This is a genomic window from Promicromonospora sp. NPDC057138 (assembly GCF_042670845.1).
GTDB lineage: Bacteria > Actinomycetota > Actinomycetes > Actinomycetales > Cellulomonadaceae > Promicromonospora.
Genome location: NZ_JBHUUX010000002.1, coordinates 218,838 through 237,534 on the forward strand (window position 1 = coordinate 218,838; position 18,697 = coordinate 237,534).

Sequence of the window (18,697 nt, forward strand, 5' to 3'; positions counted from 1 at the left end):
CCCGGTAGACACGCCGGGATCGGCGCCAGCCCAGGGATACCGGCGGGTGCCGGTGGCCGCCGTCGGCATGTTTCCGCGGGATGACTCGCCGTCGGCCCTCGCTATCGTTCGGCGGAACGATTACGAGGAGGTCGAGCATGCCAGGCATCGTGGAGCCGCTGAGCCAGTCGCTGAGCCAGCCGCTGAGCCGACGGACCGTGCTCGCCGGCGCGCTCGGGGCCGCGGGTCTGGGGCTGCTGTCGCTCAGCGGGTGCGCGCCTGCCCGGCAGGAGCCGACGATCCCGCAGGCGGCAGCGACCGGCGCGACGCGCCCGGGAGGCAGGCTGCGCGTGGCCCGCCCGGCGGCGTCGGCGGCGGAGACGCTCGATCCCGCGAGCTCGTTGTCGGCGTACGAGTATCTCGGCGCGCTGTACAACCGGCTCGTCAAGCTCGACGAGCGGGGCGGCACGGTGCCCGACCTGGCGACCGAGTGGAGCAGCAACGCCGACGTCACCGAGTGGACGTTCCGGCTGCGCGGCGACGTGCGGTTCCACGACGGGAGCGCCTTCACCGCGCGGGACGCCATCGCCTCGATCGCGCACATCCTGGACCCCGCCACGGCGTCACCCCAGGCCGGGGTGCTCGGGGAGGTGATCGACGCCGCGGCGATGACCGCCCCGGACCCGCACACGCTGCGGTTCCGCCTCTCGAAGCCGAACGCCGAGTTCCCGTCGCTGCTGGCGGCCTACCAGTGCTACATCGTGCCGGCCGACGCCGTCGGCGATCCGCGGCGCACCGGGATCGGCACCGGCCCCTTCCGCCTCTCGTCGTTCCACCCGGCCGGCACGGGATCCGTGGAGGCCGTCGACGACCACTTCGCCGGCCGGCCGGTCCTGGACGGGATCGACTTCTTCTCCGTCCAGGACGCGTCGGCCCGGGTGAACGCGCTGCTCGCCGGGCAGATCGATCTCATCTCCCAGACCAACCTCGACTTCGCGACCGCGCGAGTGGTGGCGGCGTCGCCGCGCGCGACGGTCGCCCGCAGCGTGAACGCGCAGTGGTACACGATCCCGATGCTCGCGACGAGCCCCGAGTTCTCCGACGTCCGGGTGCGGCAAGCGATGAAGCTCGCCTATGACCCGCGCCGGGTCGTCGCGACCGCGCTCAACGGCACGGGCTCGCCGGGCTGGGACAACCCCGTGCCGCCGACCATGGCGGCGTTCCTGGACGCGCCGCGCGAGCACGACCCCGACAAGGCCCGCGCGCTCCTCAAGGCGGCGGGCGCCGAGGGGCTCAGCACGAAGATCTACACCTCGAGCTACGACGCCGTGTTCACGCCGCTGGCGGTCGCGTACCGGGACGCCGTCGCCGACGCGGGCGTCCGGCTGACCGTGCAGAACGCCTCGTCGGACTCCTACTACACGCAGATCTGGATGCAGGAGCCACTGATGGTCAGCTACTGGTTCACCGGCCGTCCGATCGACCAGCTCCTCGGGCAGATCTTCCGCTCGGGCTCGTCGTACAACGAGACCGCCTGGTCCAGCCCGGCGTTCGACGCCGTGCTCGACGACGCGCGTGCCGAGACGAACGACGAGCGGCGGCGGATGCTCTATCAGGACGCCCAGCGGCTGATCGTCGAGGACGGGGCGGACATGACGCCGATGTTCGGCGACCGGCTCGTGGGGATCTCGCGCGACGTCGTGAACTACACCGAGTACGGCTTCGAGTTCGACCACCTGTCGATCGGGTTCCGGAAGTGAGCGCGGTGGTCGCCGTCGGGCGACGCGTACTCATCGCGCTGCTGACGATCGTGCTCGCCTCGCTGTTCGTGTTCCTCGCGGTGCAGGCGCTCCCGGGAGACGTCGCCCGGCAGCTCCTGGGCCAGGACGCGACGCCGGAGGCGGTCGCCGCGTTGCGCGAGACGCTGGGGCTCGACCAGAACGTCTGGGCCCGGTACGCCGACTGGCTCCTCGGCGCGGTGCGCGGGGACTTCGGCGAGTCCCTGGTGAGCGGGGCGCCGGTCGGCCCCACGCTGCTCACGGCCTTCGGCAACAGCCTGCTGATCGCCGTGCCCGCGGTGCTCGTCGGCATCACCGTGGCGCTCTTCCTTGGCGTCGTCGCCGGGGTCCGGCGCGGGCGCGCGGCGGACACCACCATCTCCATGACCGCCCTGGTCCTCATGAGCGTGCCCGAGTTCATGACGGCGACGGTGCTCGTGCTCCTGTTCGCCATCCTCTTCCCGGTGCTTCCCGCCGTGGTGCTGCGCGGGCCGGAGGCGACGCCCGCCGAGCTCCTGCCGAGCATCGTGCTCCCCGCCGTCGTGCTGACGCTCGCGATGGCCGCCTACGTGGTGCGCAGCATGCGCTCGTCGACCATCGACGTCATGTCGCGGGAGTTCGTCGTCACGGCCGAGCTCAAGGGGCTGTCTCCGCTGCAGGTCGTCCGGCGGCACGTCCTACCGAGCGCGATCCTCCCCGTCCTCGACGTCGTGGCGCTCAACGTCGCGTGGCTGCTCGGCGGCGTCGTGGTCGTCGAGAACGTCTTCAACTACCCGGGCATGGGCAAGCTCATGATCGAGTCGGTGCACAACCGCGACCTGCCGATGATCGAGGCGATCGCCGTGGTGAGCGCGGCGGTGTACGTCCTGTGCAACCTCACGGCGGACATGACGGCGCTCGCGCTCGACCCCAGGCTCCGGACACGACGGAGGAGATCCGCATGACGACGACACCCGACCGGGGGAAGACGCCGCAGTCGCCGACGCTGGTGGTCGGCCTCGCTCTCGTGGCCCTGCACGTCCTGCTGGCGCTGGCCGCCCCGTGGATCGCCGGCCACGACCCGGTTGCGACGGACTCGGGCGACGTCCTGTCCCTGCCGACGGCCGCGCACTGGCTCGGCACCGACCAGTACGGCCGCGACATCCTCTCCCGGGTGCTCCACGGCGGCCGGTACGCGCTGGCCGTCACGGGGCTCGCCACCACCGTCGCCGTGGCCGCCGGCACGCTGATCGGGTGCTTCGCCGCCTACGCCGACAACTGGCTCGACGAGGTCGTGATGCGGGTCATGGACGCCCTCCTGAGCATCCCGACGGTCCTGGCGCTGCTCGTCGTCGTGACGCTGCTCGACCCCGACCTGTGGGTGGTCGTCCTCGCCGTCACCGTCGTCTACACGCCCGCCGTGACCCGCGTCGTCCGCGGCGCCGCACGCGCCGTGATCACGCAGGACTACGTGACCGCCGCGCGCGCCCGCGGCGAGCGCGCCCCGAGCGTCGTCGTCCGCGAGATCCTCCCGAACGTGCTCGACGTCGTCCTCGTCGAGCTCGCGATGCGCGCCTCCTGGGTGGTGCTCCTCGTCGCCACCCTGTCGTTCCTCGGCTTCGGCGCCAACCCTCCGACACCCGACTGGGGACTCATGGTGGAAGAGAACCGCACGGCCCTCACGGTCGTCCCGCTCGGCACGATCGCGCCGGTCGTCGCGCTCGCGACCCTGGTCGTCGGCCTGAACCTCAGCGCCGACGGGCTGAGCAAACGCCTCGGCGTCGACCGCGCGCAGCAGGGAGCCGCCGTATGACCGCCACGGCACAGGCGGCCCCGCCGGTCACCGCAGAGCCGATCGTCCGGATCGAGGACCTCACGATCTCGTACCGCACTGGCTCGTACCGCACCGGCCGCCGCGAGGTCCCCGTCGTCAAGGGGGTGAGCCTCGCGATCCGGCCCGGCCGGGTCCTCGGGCTCGTCGGCGAGTCGGGCAGCGGCAAGTCGACGGTCGCCCGGACGCTGCTGGCGCAGCTACGGCCGGGCTCGCAGGTCGTGGGCGGGTCGGTCGTAGTCGACGGGAACGACGTCTTCGCGCTGACGCCGGCCGCACGCAGGGAGCTGCGCGGCGGCACGGCCGCGCTCGTGGCGCAGAACGCGGGGCAGGCACTGACCCCCTCGATGCGGATCGGGCGCCAGATCGCCGAGGCGCTCGAGAGCCACGGGCTCGACGCCGGCGCCTCACGGGTCCTGGAGCTCGCCAGGCACGTCCGGCTCCCGGACGCGGAGCAGCTGGTCCGGCGCTACCCCCACCAGCTCTCCGGCGGCCAGCAGCAGCGGGTCGCGATCGCGATGGCGATCGCGGCGCGCCCCCGCGTCCTCGTCCTCGACGAGCCGACGACGGCGCTCGACGTCATCACGCAGCACGCGATCCTCCGCCTGATCAAGGGGCTCGCGGACGAGCTCGACATGGCGGTGCTCCTCGTGAGCCACGACCTCGGCGTCGTCTCCGCCATGTCGGACGAGACGGCCGTCATGACGGACGGGCGGATCGTGGAGCAGCGGCCCGCGAAGGACCTCTTCGCCGCGCCCCGGCACGCGTACACGCGGTCGCTGCTGGCGGCGTCCCCCGCACGGCTGCCACGGGATGGGGGCCGGCCGGCCTCCGCTGCCACGAACGGGTCTGCCACGAACGGGTCTGCCACGAACGGGTCTGCCACGAACGGGTCTGCCACGAGCGGGTCTGCCACGAGCGGGTCTGCCGCAGACGAGCCGCAGGAGATCGTCGCCCGCGTGGAGAACCTGGTCGTGCGCCACCACCGCACCCTTCCGCCCGCGGTCAGCGACGTGTCGTTCACGATCGGCGCCCGGGAGACCCTCGCGATCGTCGGCGAGTCCGGCAGCGGCAAGTCGACGATCGCCGCGGCGCTGGCGGGTCTCGTGCCCGTCGAGTCGGGCCGGCTCGAGCTCACCTCTCCGGACGGGGCCACGGACGGGGCCACGGACGGGGCCACGGACCGGAACGCAGACCTGACCAGGACCGCCACGTCCCGGGACACCGCGACGCTGCGCGCCGTCCAGCTCATGTTCCAGAACGCCGACACCTCGCTGAACCCGCGGCGCAGCATCAGGGCGGCGCTCGCCCGCCCGCTCAAGCGCTTCGCCGGGCGCGACCGAGGCGTCGGCGTCCCGGAGCTGCTCACCGAGGTCGGCCTCCCGCCGGCGTTCGCCTCCCGCCTGCCCGCTCAGCTCTCCGGCGGCCAGCGGCAGCGCGTCGGCATCGCCAGGGCGCTCGCGGCCGGACCCAGGCTGATCATCGCCGACGAGATCACGACGGCGCTCGACGTGCGGGTGCAGGCCGAGGTCCTGGAGCTGCTCCGGAGGCTCAAGGACGAGCAGCACCTCAGCTGTCTCCTCATCAGCCACGACCTCGCCGTCGTGCGGAGCGTCGCCGACCGCGTCGCCGTGATGAACGCCGGCCGGATCGTGGAGATCGGGACGGCCGAGCAGGTGTTCGCCGGCCCCAACCACCCCTACACCCGGCAGCTCATCGACGCGACGCTCGAGCCCGGTGCGGACGGGCTCGACGACGCGATCGAGCACGTCGCGTGGCGGGACGCGGGCGACGGTTGGACCGACGCCGGCGACGGGCACCGCATCCGCGACTGGGAGCACGCGTGAGGGAGGTCTTCGACGTCGCCGTGCGTGACGAGTGGATCGAGATGCCCGACGGCGTCCGGCTGCACGCGAGGATCTGGGCGCCCGTCACGGACACTGCAGCCCCGGACACTGCAGCCCCGGACACGGCGGTCCCTGCCCTGCTGGAGTACCTGCCGTACCGGCTCGACGACTGGACGGCACCCCGGGACAGCGAGCGGCACCCCTGGTACGCCGCCAGGGGCTATGCCTCGGTCCGCGTCGACATCCGCGGGACGGGGTCGTCGGACGGCTTCTTCGACGACGAGTACTCGCCGCAGGAGCTCGACGACGGCGAGGCCGTGATCGCGTGGCTCGCCGCCCAGCCGTGGTGCTCGGGTGCGGTCGGCATGTTCGGCATCTCGTGGGGCGGGTTCAACGCGCTGCAGCTCGCGGCCCGGCGTCCGCCGGCGCTGCGGGCGATCGTCACGGTCTGCTCGACCGACGACCGGTACGACAACGACGTGCACTACGTCGGCGGCGCCGTGCTCGGCATCGACATGGCGGCCTGGGGTGCCACGATGTTCGCGTTCAACTCCCGGCCGCCCCGGCCGGAGGTCGTCGGGGAGGCGTGGGTCGAGCGATGGCGCGAACGGCTGGAGCGCCACCGGCCCATGACGCCGACCTGGCTTTCGCACCAGGAACGTGACGACTACTGGCGCCACGGCAGCGTGAGCGAGGACTACGGCGCCGTCGAGGCGGCGGTGCTCGCCGTCGGCGGGTGGGCCGACCCGTACCGCGACACGGTCTTCCGCCTCGTGGAGCACCTCTCGGCCCCGACGAGGGGGATCGTCGGGCCGTGGTCGCACCAGTATCCCGACCGCGGCCTCGCACCGGGGCCGGCGATCGGGTTCCTCCAGGAGACGCTGCGCTGGTGGGACCGTTGGCTGCGGGGCATCGACACGGGCGTCGAGGCGGACCCGGCCGTGCGGGCATGGATCAACGACAGCGAGCCGCCCGCTCCGTACTACCGGGAGCGCACGGGCCGGTGGGTCGCCGCGGAGGCGTGGCCCTCGAACGCCACTCAGGAGCGTGTGGTCCCGCTCGCCACGCTCGCGGGCGGCGACCGGCCGCGCCCGGTCCGTTCGCCGGCACACACGGGGATCGACGCAGGCCGGTTCTTCCCGTTCGGCAACCGCGCGGACCTGCCGCCGGACCAGCGGGCGGAGGACGGCCGGTCCGAGTGCTTCGACCTTCCGCTTGACGCCCGGCTGGACGTGCTGGGCAACGTGGCGGTCGAGCTGTCGCTCGCGAGCGACCGGCCCCGGGCGATCGTCGCCGTGCGGCTGTGCGACGTCGCGCCCGACGGCTCGTCGACGCTCGTCACCCGCGGCGTCCTCAACCTCGCCAAGCGGCACGGACCCGACCGCGACGACCCGATGGTGCCCGGCGTTCCCGAGCGGGTGCGGGTGCGCCTCGTAGCGGCGGGCCACTCGTTCCCCGCGGGCCATCGTGTGCGCGTCGCCGTCTCCACGTCCTACTGGCCGTGGGTGTGGCCGTACCCGGAAGCCGCCACGGTCGTGATCGACTCGTCCGAGAGCTTCCTGACCCTGCCGGTCTGGACTCGCGAGGACGACGACGGCGTCCGCTTCGAGCCGGCGGAGCACGCATCGCCGCTTCCGGTGCGCTCCGTCGCCGCCTCGCCCCACCGCCCCGAGCGCCGCGTGATCCACGACGTCGCGGAGGGCGAGTGGACGCTCGAGGTCGACCCCGGCTACGGCGGCTCCCGCGAGTATCCCGACGGACTCGTCTTCGAGGAGGACAGCCGGGAGCGATACCGCATGGTCGACGGTGACCCGCTGTCCGCGACGGCGGAGTCGCGCTGGGCCATCACGCTGCGGAAGCCGCTCTGGCGTGCGCGACTGGAGACGGTCTCGCGAGTGACGGCGACACCGGATGCCTTCCGCGTCGAGAACACCGTGCGCGCGTGGGCGCGGACCGGAGGGCCCGGGGCGGCCGAGGTGCTCGTCGCCGAGCGGGCCTTCGACGACGCCGTTCCGCGGACCTCCGCATGAGCGGGAAGCGGCAGCGGCCCGAGGTGCGCCGCGCGATGATCGTCGACGCGGCCCGCGGGGTGCTCGTGCGCAACGGCGTGGCCGCCACAGGGCTGCGTGACATCGCGGCGGCCGCCGACGTCTCCGTGGGCACCGTGACGTACCACTTCGCGAGCGTCACCGAGATCCTCAACGAGGTGGTGGCACGCGAGACCGAACGCTTCTACACGTCGATCATCGAGCGCGCCGGCGCGGAGCCCGACGCCGTCGCAGCGGTGCGGTCGCTCATCGCTCCGCTGTTCGACCCGACTCCCGAGATGCACGACCACTGGCGGCTCTGGTCCGACTACTGGACCACGACGGCGCACCGGCCCACGCTGTCGGACGACTACCTCGCCCGGATCCGCATCTGGGAGGCCTGCATGGCGAGAACGATCCGCAAGGGCGTGGAGTCCGGGGTGTTCAGGCCCGTCGATCCCGCGGAGACGGCACTCAAGCTCGCGGCCTACAGCGACGGCATAGCGACGCAGCTCGCGCAGCAGGCGCCCGGTCTCGACGAGCGGCGGGGCCTGCGCTGGATGTGGACGTTCCTCGACCAGGAGCTCGGGGGAGGCGACCCGCTGTTCGCCGGTTGAGGCGTCCAAAAAAGAGTCAGCTCGCCGACGCCGTCCCCGTCGACTCCCGCCAGACGATGCGCTGGAGCGCGGACCCGCGCGGCGGGGGTTCCTCGCCGCGCAGCGCCGCGACGAGGAGGTGCATGGCGTGGCGCCCGGCTTCCTCGAAGTCGACGTCGACGGTCGTCAGGGACGGCGTGGTATAGCCGCTGAACTCGGGGTTGTCCCAGCCGGTCACGGCCACGTCGTCGGGCACGGACCACCCGCGCTCGGCGGCGCCGCGCAGCACGCCCACGGCGAGGTTGTCGTTGGCCGCGAGCACGGCGACCGGGGGCGCGTCGTCGGGCAGCGAGAGCACGGCCCGCCGTCCGGCCTCCGCCGACCACTGTCCGCCGAGCACGCCGAGCGACTCGGCGCCAAGGCTCTCGACGCAGGCGAGGTAGGTGTCGCGGCGTGCGCGGGCGGAGGAGTACTCCGGGGGCCCGGCGACGTGCACGAACCGACGGTAGCCCGCCGCGTGGAGCGCGCTGACGAAGACCTCCAGCAGGCCGGCGTCCGCCAGCTCGCCCACGCTGCGCATCTTCTCGTCGAAGGCCGTCGCAGCCAGCACCGGAGGCGCGGTCGCGCCGTCCGAGAGCGCCCGGGCGAGCACCGGGACGAACGTCAGGATGCCCTCGTACTGCCCGCCGGCCGCCAGCTCGAGCACCCGTTCGGTCCGGTCCTCGACGGTACCGTCGATGCTGTGGGTCTCCATGACGTAGCCGGCGTCGCCGGCCACGTGGCTCGCACCCGTGAGCATGCGTAGCTGCGGGTCGATGGTGATGCCCGTGATCACGGCCAGCCGCCCCGAGCGGCGGGTGCGCATCGACCGCGCGGCGAGGTTCGGGCGGTAGCCGATCGACTCCGCGACCTTCAGGACGTGCTCGCGCGTGGCGGGGGAGATCGCGCCCTTCCCCGTGAGGACGTAGGACACCGTCGTCTGCGAGACGCCGGCCAGGCGCGCGACGTCGCGGCTCGTCGGTGGGACTGACAGGCTCACGGTTCTCCATCCTCGTGACGGTGGCCCCTCTGACCCGGCCCCCTTGACACTGGCCGACCCCGCAACAACCATAGTGACACGTATCACTGGTGACACGTATCACCGGCAGGGCCGCCACGTGACCGGAGGAACCATGCTCAAGATCGGGATCGTCGGGACGGGCGGCATCGCCGCCACCCACATCGCCGGCTACCTGCGCTTCCCTCAGGAGTGCGAGATCGTCGCGGTGTGCGACATCGTGCCCGGCAAGGCCGCCGCGCTGCTCACCCAGCCCGGCCTCACCCAGCCCGGCCTCACCCCTCCGCGCGCGTACGAGCGGATCGAGGACCTGCTCGCGGCCGAGGACCTGGACCTCGTCAGCATCGCGACGCCGCCGTCCACCCACGCCGAGCTGACGATCACCGCGCTGCGGGCCGGCGTCGACGTCCTCGTCGAGAAGCCGATGGCGCCCTCGCTCGAGGAGTGCGACGCCATGATCGCGGCCGCCGCCGAGCACGACCGGCTCCTGTCCGTCGTCGCGCAGAACCGCTTCCGCGACGACATGGCCACCCTGAAGTCGGTGCTGGACTCCGGCCTGATCGGCCCCGTATCCCACGCGCAGGTCTCCTCGGCCTGGTGGCGCGGCCCCGCCTACTACGACCTGTGGTGGCGCGGCACCTGGGAGTCGGAGGGCGGCGGGTGCACGCTCAACCACGCCATCCACCACCTCGACCTCACCTCGTGGATGCTCGGCGACCCCAGCGCCGTCACCGCCGTGCTGACCAACGCCGCGCACGAGAACTCGGAGGTCGAGGACCTGTCGGTCGCCGTCCTGCAGTACGACCGGGCGCTGGCCGAGGTGACCAGCTCGGTGGTGCACCACGGGGAGGAGCAGGCAATAGTCGTGCAGGGACGGCACGCGCGCGTGTCCCAGCCGTGGAAGGTCGTCGCCGACGCCGCGGAGCCCAACGGCTTCCCCGCCCCCGGCGGAGACGCCGGCCGTGTCGCCGAGATCGAGGCGCTCGCGGCGGCGCACCAGCCCCTGGCGCACGTCGGCCATGCCGGGCAGATCGGCGACGTGCTGGGTGCGGTGCGCGAACGCCGTCGGCCCGCCGTGGGCGGTGCGGACGGGCGCCGCGCGATCGAGCTCGTCACCGCCATCTACCAGGCGGGCATCGAGCGGCGCACCGTCGACCTGCCGCTGTCGCCGGACGACCCGTACTACCGCGCGGGCGCGCTCGTCGAGCGCGCACCACACTTCTTCGAGAAGACGACGGCGGTGGCCGGCCTGCCCGGTGCGATCACCGTCGGCAGCAGCGCCGACGTCGACGCTTGACCCAAGAAAAGGACCAGAGACCTCATGACGACGACCAGCGGCGCCGCCTACGCGCCCGAACCGATCCCCGCACCCGTCGTGGAGCCCGGGGAGTTCGTGTTCGGCGCGGTGCGCCTCAACCACGGGCACATCTACGGGATGAGCGAGGGGCTGGCGTCCGCGGGCGCGACGCTCAAGTGGGTCTACGACCCGGACCCCGCGAAGGTGGCGGCGTTCCGCGAGCGGTTCCCCGACGTGCGGGTCGCCCGGAGCGAGGACGAGGTCCTCGACGACGACGAGGTGCGCCTGGTCGCCGGCGCCGCCGTCACGTCCGAGCGGTGCGCGCTGGGCCTGCGCGCCATCGAGGCGGGCAAGGACTACTTCACGGACAAGGCTCCGCTGACGACCCTCGACCAGCTCGCGGCCGCCCGGGAGGCGACCGCCCGGACAGGGCGCAAGTACGCCGTCTACTACTCCGAGCGGATCCACGTGGAGGCCGCCGTGCTTGCCGGACAGCTCATCGACCAGGGGGCGATCGGCCGCGTCGTGCAGGTGATGGGGCTCGGCCCGCACCGGCTCGGCACGGGCCGCCCCGACTGGTTCTTCGAGAAGGACAAGTACGGCGGCATCCTGTGCGACATCGGCAGCCACAACTTCGAGCAGATGCTCTACTACGCGGGCGCGAAGGACGCCGAGGTCGCGTACTCGGCGATCGCGAACTACCACCACCCCGAGCACCCCGAGCTGGACGACTTCGGCGAGGCGACGATCGTCATGGACAACGGCGCCACCGGCTACTGCCGGGTCGACTGGTTCACCCCGGACGGCCTGAGCACATGGGGCGACGGGCGCACGTTCATCCTGGGCACCGACGGCTACGTCGAGCTGCGCAAGTTCGTCAACGTGGGCACGGACGACGGCCCCGGCCATGTGTTCCTCGTCGACGGCCGGCGCGAGCACCACCTCGTCACGGACGGGGACGTGGGCTACCCGTTCTTCGGGCAGCTCGTCCGCGACTGCCTCGACCGCACGGAGACCGCGATGACCCAGGAGCACGCGTTCAAGGCCGCCGAGCTCAGCGTGCTGGCCCAGCAGGGGGCGCGGACGCTGACGCCGTGACCGGGGCGTGGGCGGGGATGTCCGTCGTGACGGCGAGACCGCGAGCGGCATCGAAGTCGTCCGACAGGGTCTGGAGTCGACCGGCCGCCAGCGACACGGAGTCCGAGCCGAGGAGCTGGTGCAGGGGCGCCTGCCCGGAGGCCGCGACGGCGATGATCGCCGCTGCGGCCTTCGCCGGGTCGCCGAGCTGGACCGGCTCGGCGACCTGCTGGCCAAGGCGCTCGGCGCCGACGCGGGGCGCTAGCGCGTCAGCGCGGCCGCCGCCGTCGGGCGGGCAGGCCGGCCCGCCCGCTACCGCGTTACCGGGCTACAGGGCCGCCGCGCCGGTGGACCGGCGGACGACGAGCTGCGAGATCAGCGCGTCGTCGTCCGCGGGCTCCTGCTGGGCGATCCGCGCCAGCAGGTGCTCGACGGCGCGGCGTCCCTGGGCGACGAAATCGACCCGGAGGGTTGTGAGCGGGGGAGAGAAGAAGGCTGCGTCGGGGATGTCGTCGATGCCGGTGACGCTGATGTCCTCGGGGACCCGCAGGTCCCGTTCTCTGAGGGCGAGCAGGGCGCCGAGCGCCATCTGGTCGTTGGCGGCGACGACGGCGGTGAAGCCGAGGCTCGACGGCAGCGCCGAGACCACCTCGTAGCCCGAGCGCGCGGACCAGTCGCCGTGCACGACGCCGTCCGACACCAGGCCGTGGGCCGCGACGGCGGTCTCGAAGGCGAGGGCACGGTTGCGCGCCGCCGACCAGGCGGTCGGGCCGGCGAGGTGCAGGAGGCGGTGGTGGCCGAGGTCCGCCAGGTGGTCGATGAGGGCGGGGAAGCCGACGCTGGTGAGCTGTGACGGGTGGTCGGTCGCGAACTCGTCCTGCTCGCCGGCGAGGAACGCGGGGACCCGGAAGTTGGCGGCGCCGAACGCCTGCGCCATGTGATCCGTCGAGGCGAGGGCCAGCACGCCCGCGAGGTCGTGCTGCGTGACCGTCTGCAGAGCCTGGTCGATCTCCTCGGGGTCGCCCATGTCGAGGCTCAGGATGTCGAGCACGTAGCCGGCGTCGCGGGCCGCCTGGGCCGCACCCTGGATGATCTTGCTCGGGCCGAACTGGTCGAGCTCGTGGGTCAGTGCGCCGATCCGCATCGACCGGCCGGTGGTCAGCGACCGGGCGGTCAGGTTCGGGCGGTACTCGAGGGCCGTGAGCGCCTCGGCGACGCGTTCGCGCGTCGCCGGCCGGATGCCCTCGTAACCCTGCAGGTACCGGTGCACGGTCTGGTGCGAGACCCGGGCCAGCGCCGCGACGTCGCGGATCGTGGCGGGCCGGCCGAGCTCCTGGGCCGACGCGGCGACGGACCCGGCGACGGCTTCGACATCCGGTGTGACCTCGGGCGACGCGTCTTCCCGGGGCGCGTCCTGCGCCTCACCGGTATCCAGCGGTGCGGTGCCGGGGGGCATGCGGTCTCCTTCGTGCGGTGAATCCGGGTCGTCCCCACGGTAGGGCGCCATCGGAGGCATTCAGCGTATGTGACCGGTAACAAGTTGGTCTCGGAGTATTGTGACCGGTCACATTCGGCGCTAGCGTCACTCGCGTTCCAGCGCACGACAACGGAGTAGCTGCCTCATGGACCCGAACGACCCTGACCTGAACGACGCCGGCCACGCCGACCCGCCCCGCCACGTGCTCTTCGGCGTGGCGTACTACCCGGAGTACCACCGCCCGGAGCAGGACCGCCTGCACGAGGACCTCGACCTGATGGTGGCGGCGGGCATCAATGTCATCCGCGTGGGGGAGTCGGTCTGGTCGACGTGGGAGCCCCGCGACGGCGAGCTCGACCTCGAGTGGCTCGCACCCGTGCTCGACGCGGCGGGGGACCGGGGGATCGACGTCATCCTCGGCACGCCCACCTACGCCGTGCCGCCGTGGTTGCAGACCGCGTACCCGGAGATCGCCGCCGAGCAGCGCACGGGTGAGCCGATCCCGTGGGGCGCCCGCCAGGAGGTCGACTACTCGCACCCCGCGTTCCGCTTCCACGCCGAGCGCGTGATCCGCGCGATCCTGGCCCGCTACGCCTCGCACCCCGCGGTGATCGGGTACCAGGTCGACAACGAGCCCGGGCTGGAGCTGATTCACAACCACGGCACGTTCACGCGGTTCGTGCGGCGGCTGAGGCAGCAGTACGGCGACGTCGAGACCCTCAACCGGGAGTGGGGGCTGACCTACTGGTCGCACCGCCTGGACGGCTGGGACGAGCTGTGGCGGCCCGACGGCAACACCTTTCCCCAGTACGACCTGGCCTGGCGCCGCTACCAGGCGGACGTCACCGAGGAGTTCATCGCCTGGCAGGCGGACATCGTGGGCGAGTACCGCCGTCCCGGGCAGTTCGTCACCACGTGCCTGCAGTACCCGCGCCGCGCGCTCGACGACGAGCGGCTCGGGCGCCACCTGGACGTCGCGGCCGGCAACCCGTACTACGGCATGCAGGACCACCTGGAGGCCGGCACCGAGCTCGCCCAGCCGAACTACTGGAACACCACCGGCGTGGCCGGGCTCCTGCGGCAGGCCGACCGCATGTACTCCTCGCGTCAGGCGCGCTACCTCGTCACCGAGACCAATGCGCAGGCCATCGACGCGTCGCACGCCAACCACCCGCCCTACCCGGGCCAGCTCCGGCAGGCCGCGTACGCGTTCATATCCCGCGGCGCGGCGATGATCGAGTACTGGCACTGGCACACGCTGCCGTACGGCGCCGAGACCTACTGGGGCGGCGTGCTGCCGCACAGCCTCCGGCCGGGCCGGGTCTACGCGGAGATCGCTCAGATCGGCACCGAGCTCGCCCACCTCGGCACCACCCTGGAGGGGTACGTGCCGGACGCCGACGTCGCAATCCTCTGGTCGAACCCCAGCCGCTTCGCGATGCAGTTCATGCCGCCGCTGGCCTCCAGCGGGAAGGGGGACGGGCAGGGCGACGACGAGTCCTACGAGCAGATCGTCGACGCCTTCTACCGCGGGGTGACCGGCGCCGGGCGGCAGGCGCGCATCCTGCACGTGCCCCAGGCGCACGACCTCGGCGCCGCGGAGCTGGCTCGCCGCTTCCCCGTCCTCGTCGCCGCCGGGTTGTACGTCACGGCCGACGACGACCTGACACTGCTGCGCGAGTACGCCGCCGCCGGTGGCCACCTGATCCTCGGGCCGCGCACCGCCTATGCCGACGAGGAGGCGCGCGCCCGCGTCGCCGTCGCGCCCGACGGCCTGCACGCCGCCGCCGGCGCCTGGTACGAGGAGTTCTCCAACCTCGACGCCGACGTCCAGGTCGTGGCCACGGACGGCAGCCCGCTCGTCCTCGACTCGGACGCCACCGCCCAGCGCTGGGCCGACGGCCTGATCCCCGACGGCGCCCAGGCCCTGGCCACGTACAAGCACCCGCGGTTCGGCGACTTCCCCGCGGTCGTCACCCATCCGTACGACGGCGGACGGGTCACCACCGTCGGCACGGTCCCGTCGCGCGCACTGGCGGCCGCCGTCGTGCGCTGGGCCGCTCCCCGGGGAGTCGGCGACCTGCTCGCCGGCGACCACGGGCCGGCCGTCACTGTCTCCTCCGGCACCCTGCCCGACGGGCGGCGCGCCTGGTTCGTCTTCAACTGGGGCTGGGGCGAGCAGAACCTCGTCCTCGCGGCCGACGTCCGGGACGCCGCCGCCGACACCACCCACGCCGCCGGCTCGCACCTCGCCCTCGGGCCGTGGGGCTGCCGAACGCTGATCACACCCGAGCACCCAGCACCCGAGAACACAGCACCCGAGAACACAGCACCCGAGAACAGCGAGGCCGGCCGATGACGACCACCACGCCCTACACCGCCCGCACCAGCGGGCCCAGCGCCCCGGGCGCGAGTGCGCGGGCCCCGATCACGATCCGCCGTCGGGCGAAGGACTGGCGCGGCTGGCTGTTCACCGGGCCGTTCGCGTTCGTGTTCGTCTTCGTGTTCATCACGCCGCTGCTGTACGCGCTGTGGCTGAGCCTTTTCCAGAACCAGCTCGTGGGCGGCAACCCGTTCGTGGGTCTCGCCAACTACGTCACCGCCTTGAAGGACCCGAGCTTCTGGGACGGCTTCGGGCGCGTCTTCGGGTTCCTGCTGATCCAGGTCCCGGTCATGCTGCTGCTCGCCATGGTCGCCGCCCTGGCGATCGACAGCGCGCGCCTGTACGCCACCGGCCTGTTCCGCGTGGTGATCTTCCTGCCCTACGCCGTCCCGGCGGTCGTGGCGGTCCTGATGTGGGGCTTCCTGTACAGCGACAACTTCGGCCTGACGGCGAGCATCAACGACTGGCTCGGCTCCGCGGTGCTCCAGCCGTTCGCGCGCCGGTGGGTCACCGCCTCGATCGGCAACATCGTCACCTGGGAGTACGTCGGCTACAACATGGTCATCTTCTACTCGGCCCTCAGGACGATCCCCACCGAGCTGTACGAGGCGGCCGAGATCGACGGCGCACGGGGCTGGCAGGTCGTGCGGGCCATCAAGCTGCCCGCCATCCGCGGGGCCATCGTGATCGCGACCATCTTCTCGATCATCGGCAGCTTCCAGCTCTTCAACGAGCCGAACGTCCTCCAGCCGCTCGCGAACAACGTCATCACCAGCAACTTCACGCCCAACATGTACGCGTACAACCTGTCGTTCGCCGGGCAGCAGTACAACTACTCGGCCACCGTCGCGATCATCATGGGCGTGATCACCGCGGTGATCGCCTACGTGGTGCAGATGCGCGGTTCCCGGAAGGAGGACCGCTGATGTCCACCGGTCTGCGCACCATCCACGTCGACGCTCGTACCAGCAGCGCTCGCCCGGGCAAGACCCGCAACGGCACAGCCCGCCGGCCCTTCTCGGTGACGCGCCCGCGCAAGTCGCTCGCGATGACGCTCCTGATGGTGCTGTTCCTCGTCTACGCGCTCGTGCCGATCATCTGGCTCCTGGTCAACGCGACCAAGACCCAGCCCGACCTGTTCTCGAGCTTCGGCCTCTCGTTCGGGCACTCCTTCGCCCTGTGGGACAACATCGTCGCCACCCTCACCCACGACGACGGCATCTTCGTGCGCTGGCTCGGCAACACCCTGCTCTACGTCGTCGTCGGCGCGGGCGGTGCGACGTTCCTCGCGACCCTGGCCGGCTACGGCCTGGCCAAGTTCCGGTTCCCCGGCCGCGGCGCGTACTTCGCCGTCGTCCTCGGTGCCGTCGCCGTGCCCGGGACCGCGCTGGCCGTGCCCACCTTCCTTCTGTTCAGCCAGATCGGACTGACCAACACCCCCTGGTCGATCATCATCCCGTCGCTGATCAGCCCGTTCGGGCTCTACCTCATCTGGGTCTACACGATCGACTCCGTCCCCACGGAGCTCCTGGAGGCCGCCCGGCTCGACGGCGCGGGGGAGCTGCGGACCTTCTTCACCATCTCGATCCGTCTGCTGGCCCCCGGCATCGTCACGGTCGCGCTGTTCTCCGTCGTCGCGACCTGGAACAACTACTTCCTGCCGCTGATCATGCTCACCGACCCGGACTGGTACCCGCTGACCGTCGGGCTCAACCAGTGGAGCGCGCAGGCGGCGGGCGTCGCGGCCGAGCCGATCTTCAACCTCGTCGTCACCGGCTCCCTCATCACCATCGTGCCGATCGTCGTCATCTTCCTGCTCCTGCAGCGCTTCTGGCAGTCCGGCCTCAGCGCCGGGAGCGTCAAGCAGTGACCTCCTGACACCCCCGCCCACCACCCTCGCCCGCCCCGCCATCCGCCACCCCGACCTACCCACCCCAGACCCACCCACCCCAGACCCACCCACCAGACCCCCCAGACCCACAGCACAAAGACGTGAAGGAACGACCATGACCAGATCAGTCCGTACCACCCGCACCAAGGCCGTGGCGGCGCTCGCCGCCGTGGCACTGAGCGCCATGACCCTCGCCGGCTGCGGCTCCGCCGACGACGCGAGCGGCGGCGCCCCGGCCGGCTCGGCCGCCGACCTCGACGCGGCCCTCAAGGAAGGGGGCGAGCTCACCTACTGGACGTGGACCCCCTCGGGCGAGGCCCAGGCCGACGCCTTCATGAAGGAGTACCCGAACGTCACCGTCGACGTCGTCAACGCGGGCACCGCGACCGACGAGTACACCAAGCTGCAGAACGCGATCAAGGCCGGCTCCGGCGCGCCCGACGTCGCGCAGATCGAGTACTACGCCCTGCAGCAGTTCGTGCTCTCGGACAGCCTGCTCGACCTGTCGGGATACGGCCTCGGGGACCTGGAGGACCAGTACACGGCCTCGACCTGGTCCGCCGTGACCTCCGGCGAGGCGCTCTACGGGCTGCCGCAGGACTCCGGCCCGATGGTCCTCCTGTACAACAAGGAGATCTTCGACGAGCACGGCATCGACGTCCCCACGACCTGGGACGAGTACATCGCCGCCGCCAAGAAGCTGCACGACGCCGACCCCAAGGCGTACATCACCAACGACGCCGGCGACCCCGGCTTCGCGCAGCCGCTGATCTGGCAGGCCGGCGGCCGGCCCTACGTGACCGACGGCACCGACGTGACGGTGAACCTGCAGGACGAGGGCACCAAGCTCTGGGCCGACACCTGGAACCAGCTGCTCGAGCCCGGCCTGCTCGCCGACATCCCCACCTGGAGCGACGACTGGTGGAAGGCCCTGGGCGACGGCACCATCGCGACCATCGTCACCGGCGCGTGGATGCCCGGCATCCTGGAGGGCTCGGTGCCCGACGGCGCCGGGAAGTGGCGCGTCGCACCCCTGCCCAGCTACGACGGCTCCGCGACCACCGCCGAGAACGGCGGCAGCGCCCAGTCGGTGATCAAGCAGTCGAAGAACCCCGCGCTCGCCGCGGCGTTCACGCGGTGGCTGAACAGCTCCGAGGACAGCGTCGACATCTTCCTGGAGCAGGGCGGCTTCCCCTCGACGACGGCGCAGCTCAGCTCCCCGGAATTCCTGGGCGAGGCGCCCAAGTACTTCGGCGGCCAGAAGATCAACCAGGTCCTCGTCGAGGCGTCGAAGAACGTCGCACCGGGCTGGCAGTACCTGCCGTTCCAGGTCTACGCCAACAGCGTCTTCCCCGACACCGTCGGCGCGGCCTACACGGACAAGAGCGACCTGAACGCCGGCCTGCAGGCCTGGCAGGACCAGATCGTCACCTACGGCAGCTCGCAGGGCTTCGGCGTCAACAAGTGACGCCGGGCGC

The 18,697-nt window shown here is 72.0% G+C and carries 15 protein-coding genes; 13 read left to right on the forward strand and 2 right to left on the reverse strand.

What is annotated here, in order from left to right; genetic code table 11:
* The first annotated feature begins 137 nt into the window (after positions 1–137).
* The 6 genes from ACFT2C_RS02610 to ACFT2C_RS02635 are packed head-to-tail and all read left to right on the forward strand — an operon-like array spanning position 138 to position 8,058.
* Positions 138–1,739 carry an ABC transporter substrate-binding protein gene (locus ACFT2C_RS02610; protein ID WP_377205434.1) on the forward strand — a complete coding sequence of 534 codons (1,602 nt, stop codon included), beginning with the start codon at positions 138–140 and terminating at the stop codon, positions 1,737–1,739.
* Positions 1,736–2,701 (forward strand): ABC transporter permease, encoded by a 966-nt coding sequence (locus tag ACFT2C_RS02615; RefSeq protein WP_377205435.1) that lies wholly within the window; start codon positions 1,736–1,738, stop codon positions 2,699–2,701. Before ACFT2C_RS02610 ends, ACFT2C_RS02615 begins: the two co-directional genes overlap by 4 nt.
* Positions 2,698–3,549, forward strand: coding sequence for an ABC transporter permease (locus ACFT2C_RS02620; RefSeq protein ID WP_377205436.1), 852 nt, complete (start codon positions 2,698–2,700; stop codon positions 3,547–3,549). The genes ACFT2C_RS02615 and ACFT2C_RS02620 overlap by 4 nt, the downstream gene beginning before the upstream one ends.
* Positions 3,546–5,414 carry an ATP-binding cassette domain-containing protein gene (locus ACFT2C_RS02625; protein WP_377205437.1) on the forward strand — a complete coding sequence of 623 codons (1,869 nt, stop codon included), beginning with the start codon at positions 3,546–3,548 and terminating at the stop codon, positions 5,412–5,414. Before ACFT2C_RS02620 ends, ACFT2C_RS02625 begins: the two co-directional genes overlap by 4 nt.
* On the forward strand, positions 5,411–7,444 hold the full coding sequence (locus ACFT2C_RS02630; protein WP_377205438.1) for a CocE/NonD family hydrolase: 2,034 nt from the start codon (positions 5,411–5,413) through the stop codon (positions 7,442–7,444). The genes ACFT2C_RS02625 and ACFT2C_RS02630 overlap by 4 nt, the downstream gene beginning before the upstream one ends.
* Positions 7,441–8,058, forward strand: a complete 618-nt coding sequence (locus tag ACFT2C_RS02635; RefSeq protein ID WP_377205439.1) for a TetR/AcrR family transcriptional regulator — start codon at positions 7,441–7,443, stop codon at positions 8,056–8,058. The genes ACFT2C_RS02630 and ACFT2C_RS02635 overlap by 4 nt, the downstream gene beginning before the upstream one ends.
* 16 nt (positions 8,059–8,074) lie before the next feature.
* Here the strand turns inward: ACFT2C_RS02635 and ACFT2C_RS02640 are convergent, their stop codons facing one another.
* On the reverse strand, positions 8,075–9,076 hold the full coding sequence (locus ACFT2C_RS02640) for a LacI family DNA-binding transcriptional regulator (RefSeq protein ID WP_377205440.1): 1,002 nt from the start codon (positions 9,074–9,076) through the stop codon (positions 8,075–8,077).
* A 118-nt stretch (positions 9,077–9,194) separates the two neighbouring features.
* Here ACFT2C_RS02640 and ACFT2C_RS02645 point away from each other — a divergent pair, with 118 nt between their 5' ends.
* Genes ACFT2C_RS02645 through ACFT2C_RS02655 form a run of 3 tightly spaced genes read left to right on the forward strand, consistent with a single transcriptional unit; the run spans position 9,195 to position 11,733 of the window.
* Positions 9,195–10,391, forward strand: a complete 1,197-nt coding sequence (locus ACFT2C_RS02645; RefSeq protein ID WP_377205441.1) for a Gfo/Idh/MocA family protein — start codon at positions 9,195–9,197, stop codon at positions 10,389–10,391.
* Between the two features lie 24 nt (positions 10,392–10,415).
* A complete protein-coding gene (locus ACFT2C_RS02650; RefSeq protein ID WP_377205442.1) occupies positions 10,416–11,489 on the forward strand; it encodes a Gfo/Idh/MocA family protein in 1,074 nt (357 codons plus the stop codon).
* Positions 11,490–11,496: 7 nt separating this feature from the next.
* Positions 11,497–11,733 (forward strand): hypothetical protein, encoded by a 237-nt coding sequence (locus tag ACFT2C_RS02655; RefSeq protein ID WP_377205443.1) that lies wholly within the window; start codon positions 11,497–11,499, stop codon positions 11,731–11,733.
* A gap of 63 nt (positions 11,734–11,796) precedes the next feature.
* On the opposite strand, the gene ACFT2C_RS02660 is transcribed toward ACFT2C_RS02655, so the two are convergent.
* Positions 11,797–12,924: a LacI family DNA-binding transcriptional regulator gene (locus ACFT2C_RS02660; protein ID WP_377205444.1), complete on the reverse strand. Its 1,128-nt coding sequence runs from the start codon at positions 12,922–12,924 to the stop codon at positions 11,797–11,799.
* Between the two features lie 166 nt (positions 12,925–13,090).
* On the opposite strand from ACFT2C_RS02660, the gene ACFT2C_RS02665 reads away from it, so the two are divergent.
* The 4 genes from ACFT2C_RS02665 to ACFT2C_RS02680 all read left to right on the forward strand — a co-directional run bounded on the left by ACFT2C_RS02665 (position 13,091) and on the right by ACFT2C_RS02680 (position 18,687).
* Positions 13,091–15,304, forward strand: a complete 2,214-nt coding sequence (locus tag ACFT2C_RS02665; RefSeq protein ID WP_377205445.1) for a beta-galactosidase — start codon at positions 13,091–13,093, stop codon at positions 15,302–15,304.
* Positions 15,301–16,254, forward strand: coding sequence for a carbohydrate ABC transporter permease (locus tag ACFT2C_RS02670; protein WP_377205446.1), 954 nt, complete (start codon positions 15,301–15,303; stop codon positions 16,252–16,254). The genes ACFT2C_RS02665 and ACFT2C_RS02670 overlap by 4 nt, the downstream gene beginning before the upstream one ends.
* The gene (locus ACFT2C_RS02675) at positions 16,254–17,198 is read left to right on the forward strand and encodes a carbohydrate ABC transporter permease (RefSeq protein ID WP_377205447.1); all 945 of its coding nucleotides are present in this window, start codon (positions 16,254–16,256) and stop codon (positions 17,196–17,198) included. Before ACFT2C_RS02670 ends, ACFT2C_RS02675 begins: the two co-directional genes overlap by 1 nt.
* A 136-nt stretch (positions 17,199–17,334) precedes the next feature.
* Positions 17,335–18,687, forward strand: coding sequence for an ABC transporter substrate-binding protein (locus tag ACFT2C_RS02680; protein WP_377205448.1), 1,353 nt, complete (start codon positions 17,335–17,337; stop codon positions 18,685–18,687).
* Positions 18,688–18,697 lie beyond the last annotated feature (10 nt).

Coding starts and splice junctions, on each gene's coding strand:
- ACFT2C_RS02675 (WP_377205447.1), top strand. CDS start 16,254: ATGTCCACCGGTCTGCGCACCATCCACGTCGACGCTCGTACCAGCAGC.
- ACFT2C_RS02610 (WP_377205434.1), top strand. CDS start 138: ATGCCAGGCATCGTGGAGCCGCTGAGCCAGTCGCTGAGCCAGCCGCTG.
- ACFT2C_RS02620 (WP_377205436.1), top strand. CDS start 2,698: ATGACGACGACACCCGACCGGGGGAAGACGCCGCAGTCGCCGACGCTG.
- ACFT2C_RS02670 (WP_377205446.1), top strand. CDS start 15,301: ATGACGACCACCACGCCCTACACCGCCCGCACCAGCGGGCCCAGCGCC.
- ACFT2C_RS02680 (WP_377205448.1), top strand. CDS start 17,335: ATGACCAGATCAGTCCGTACCACCCGCACCAAGGCCGTGGCGGCGCTC.
- ACFT2C_RS02665 (WP_377205445.1), top strand. CDS start 13,091: ATGGACCCGAACGACCCTGACCTGAACGACGCCGGCCACGCCGACCCG.
- ACFT2C_RS02660 (WP_377205444.1), bottom strand. CDS start 12,924: ATGCCCCCCGGCACCGCACCGCTGGATACCGGTGAGGCGCAGGACGCG.
- ACFT2C_RS02635 (WP_377205439.1), top strand. CDS start 7,441: ATGAGCGGGAAGCGGCAGCGGCCCGAGGTGCGCCGCGCGATGATCGTC.
- ACFT2C_RS02650 (WP_377205442.1), top strand. CDS start 10,416: ATGACGACGACCAGCGGCGCCGCCTACGCGCCCGAACCGATCCCCGCA.
- ACFT2C_RS02625 (WP_377205437.1), top strand. CDS start 3,546: ATGACCGCCACGGCACAGGCGGCCCCGCCGGTCACCGCAGAGCCGATC.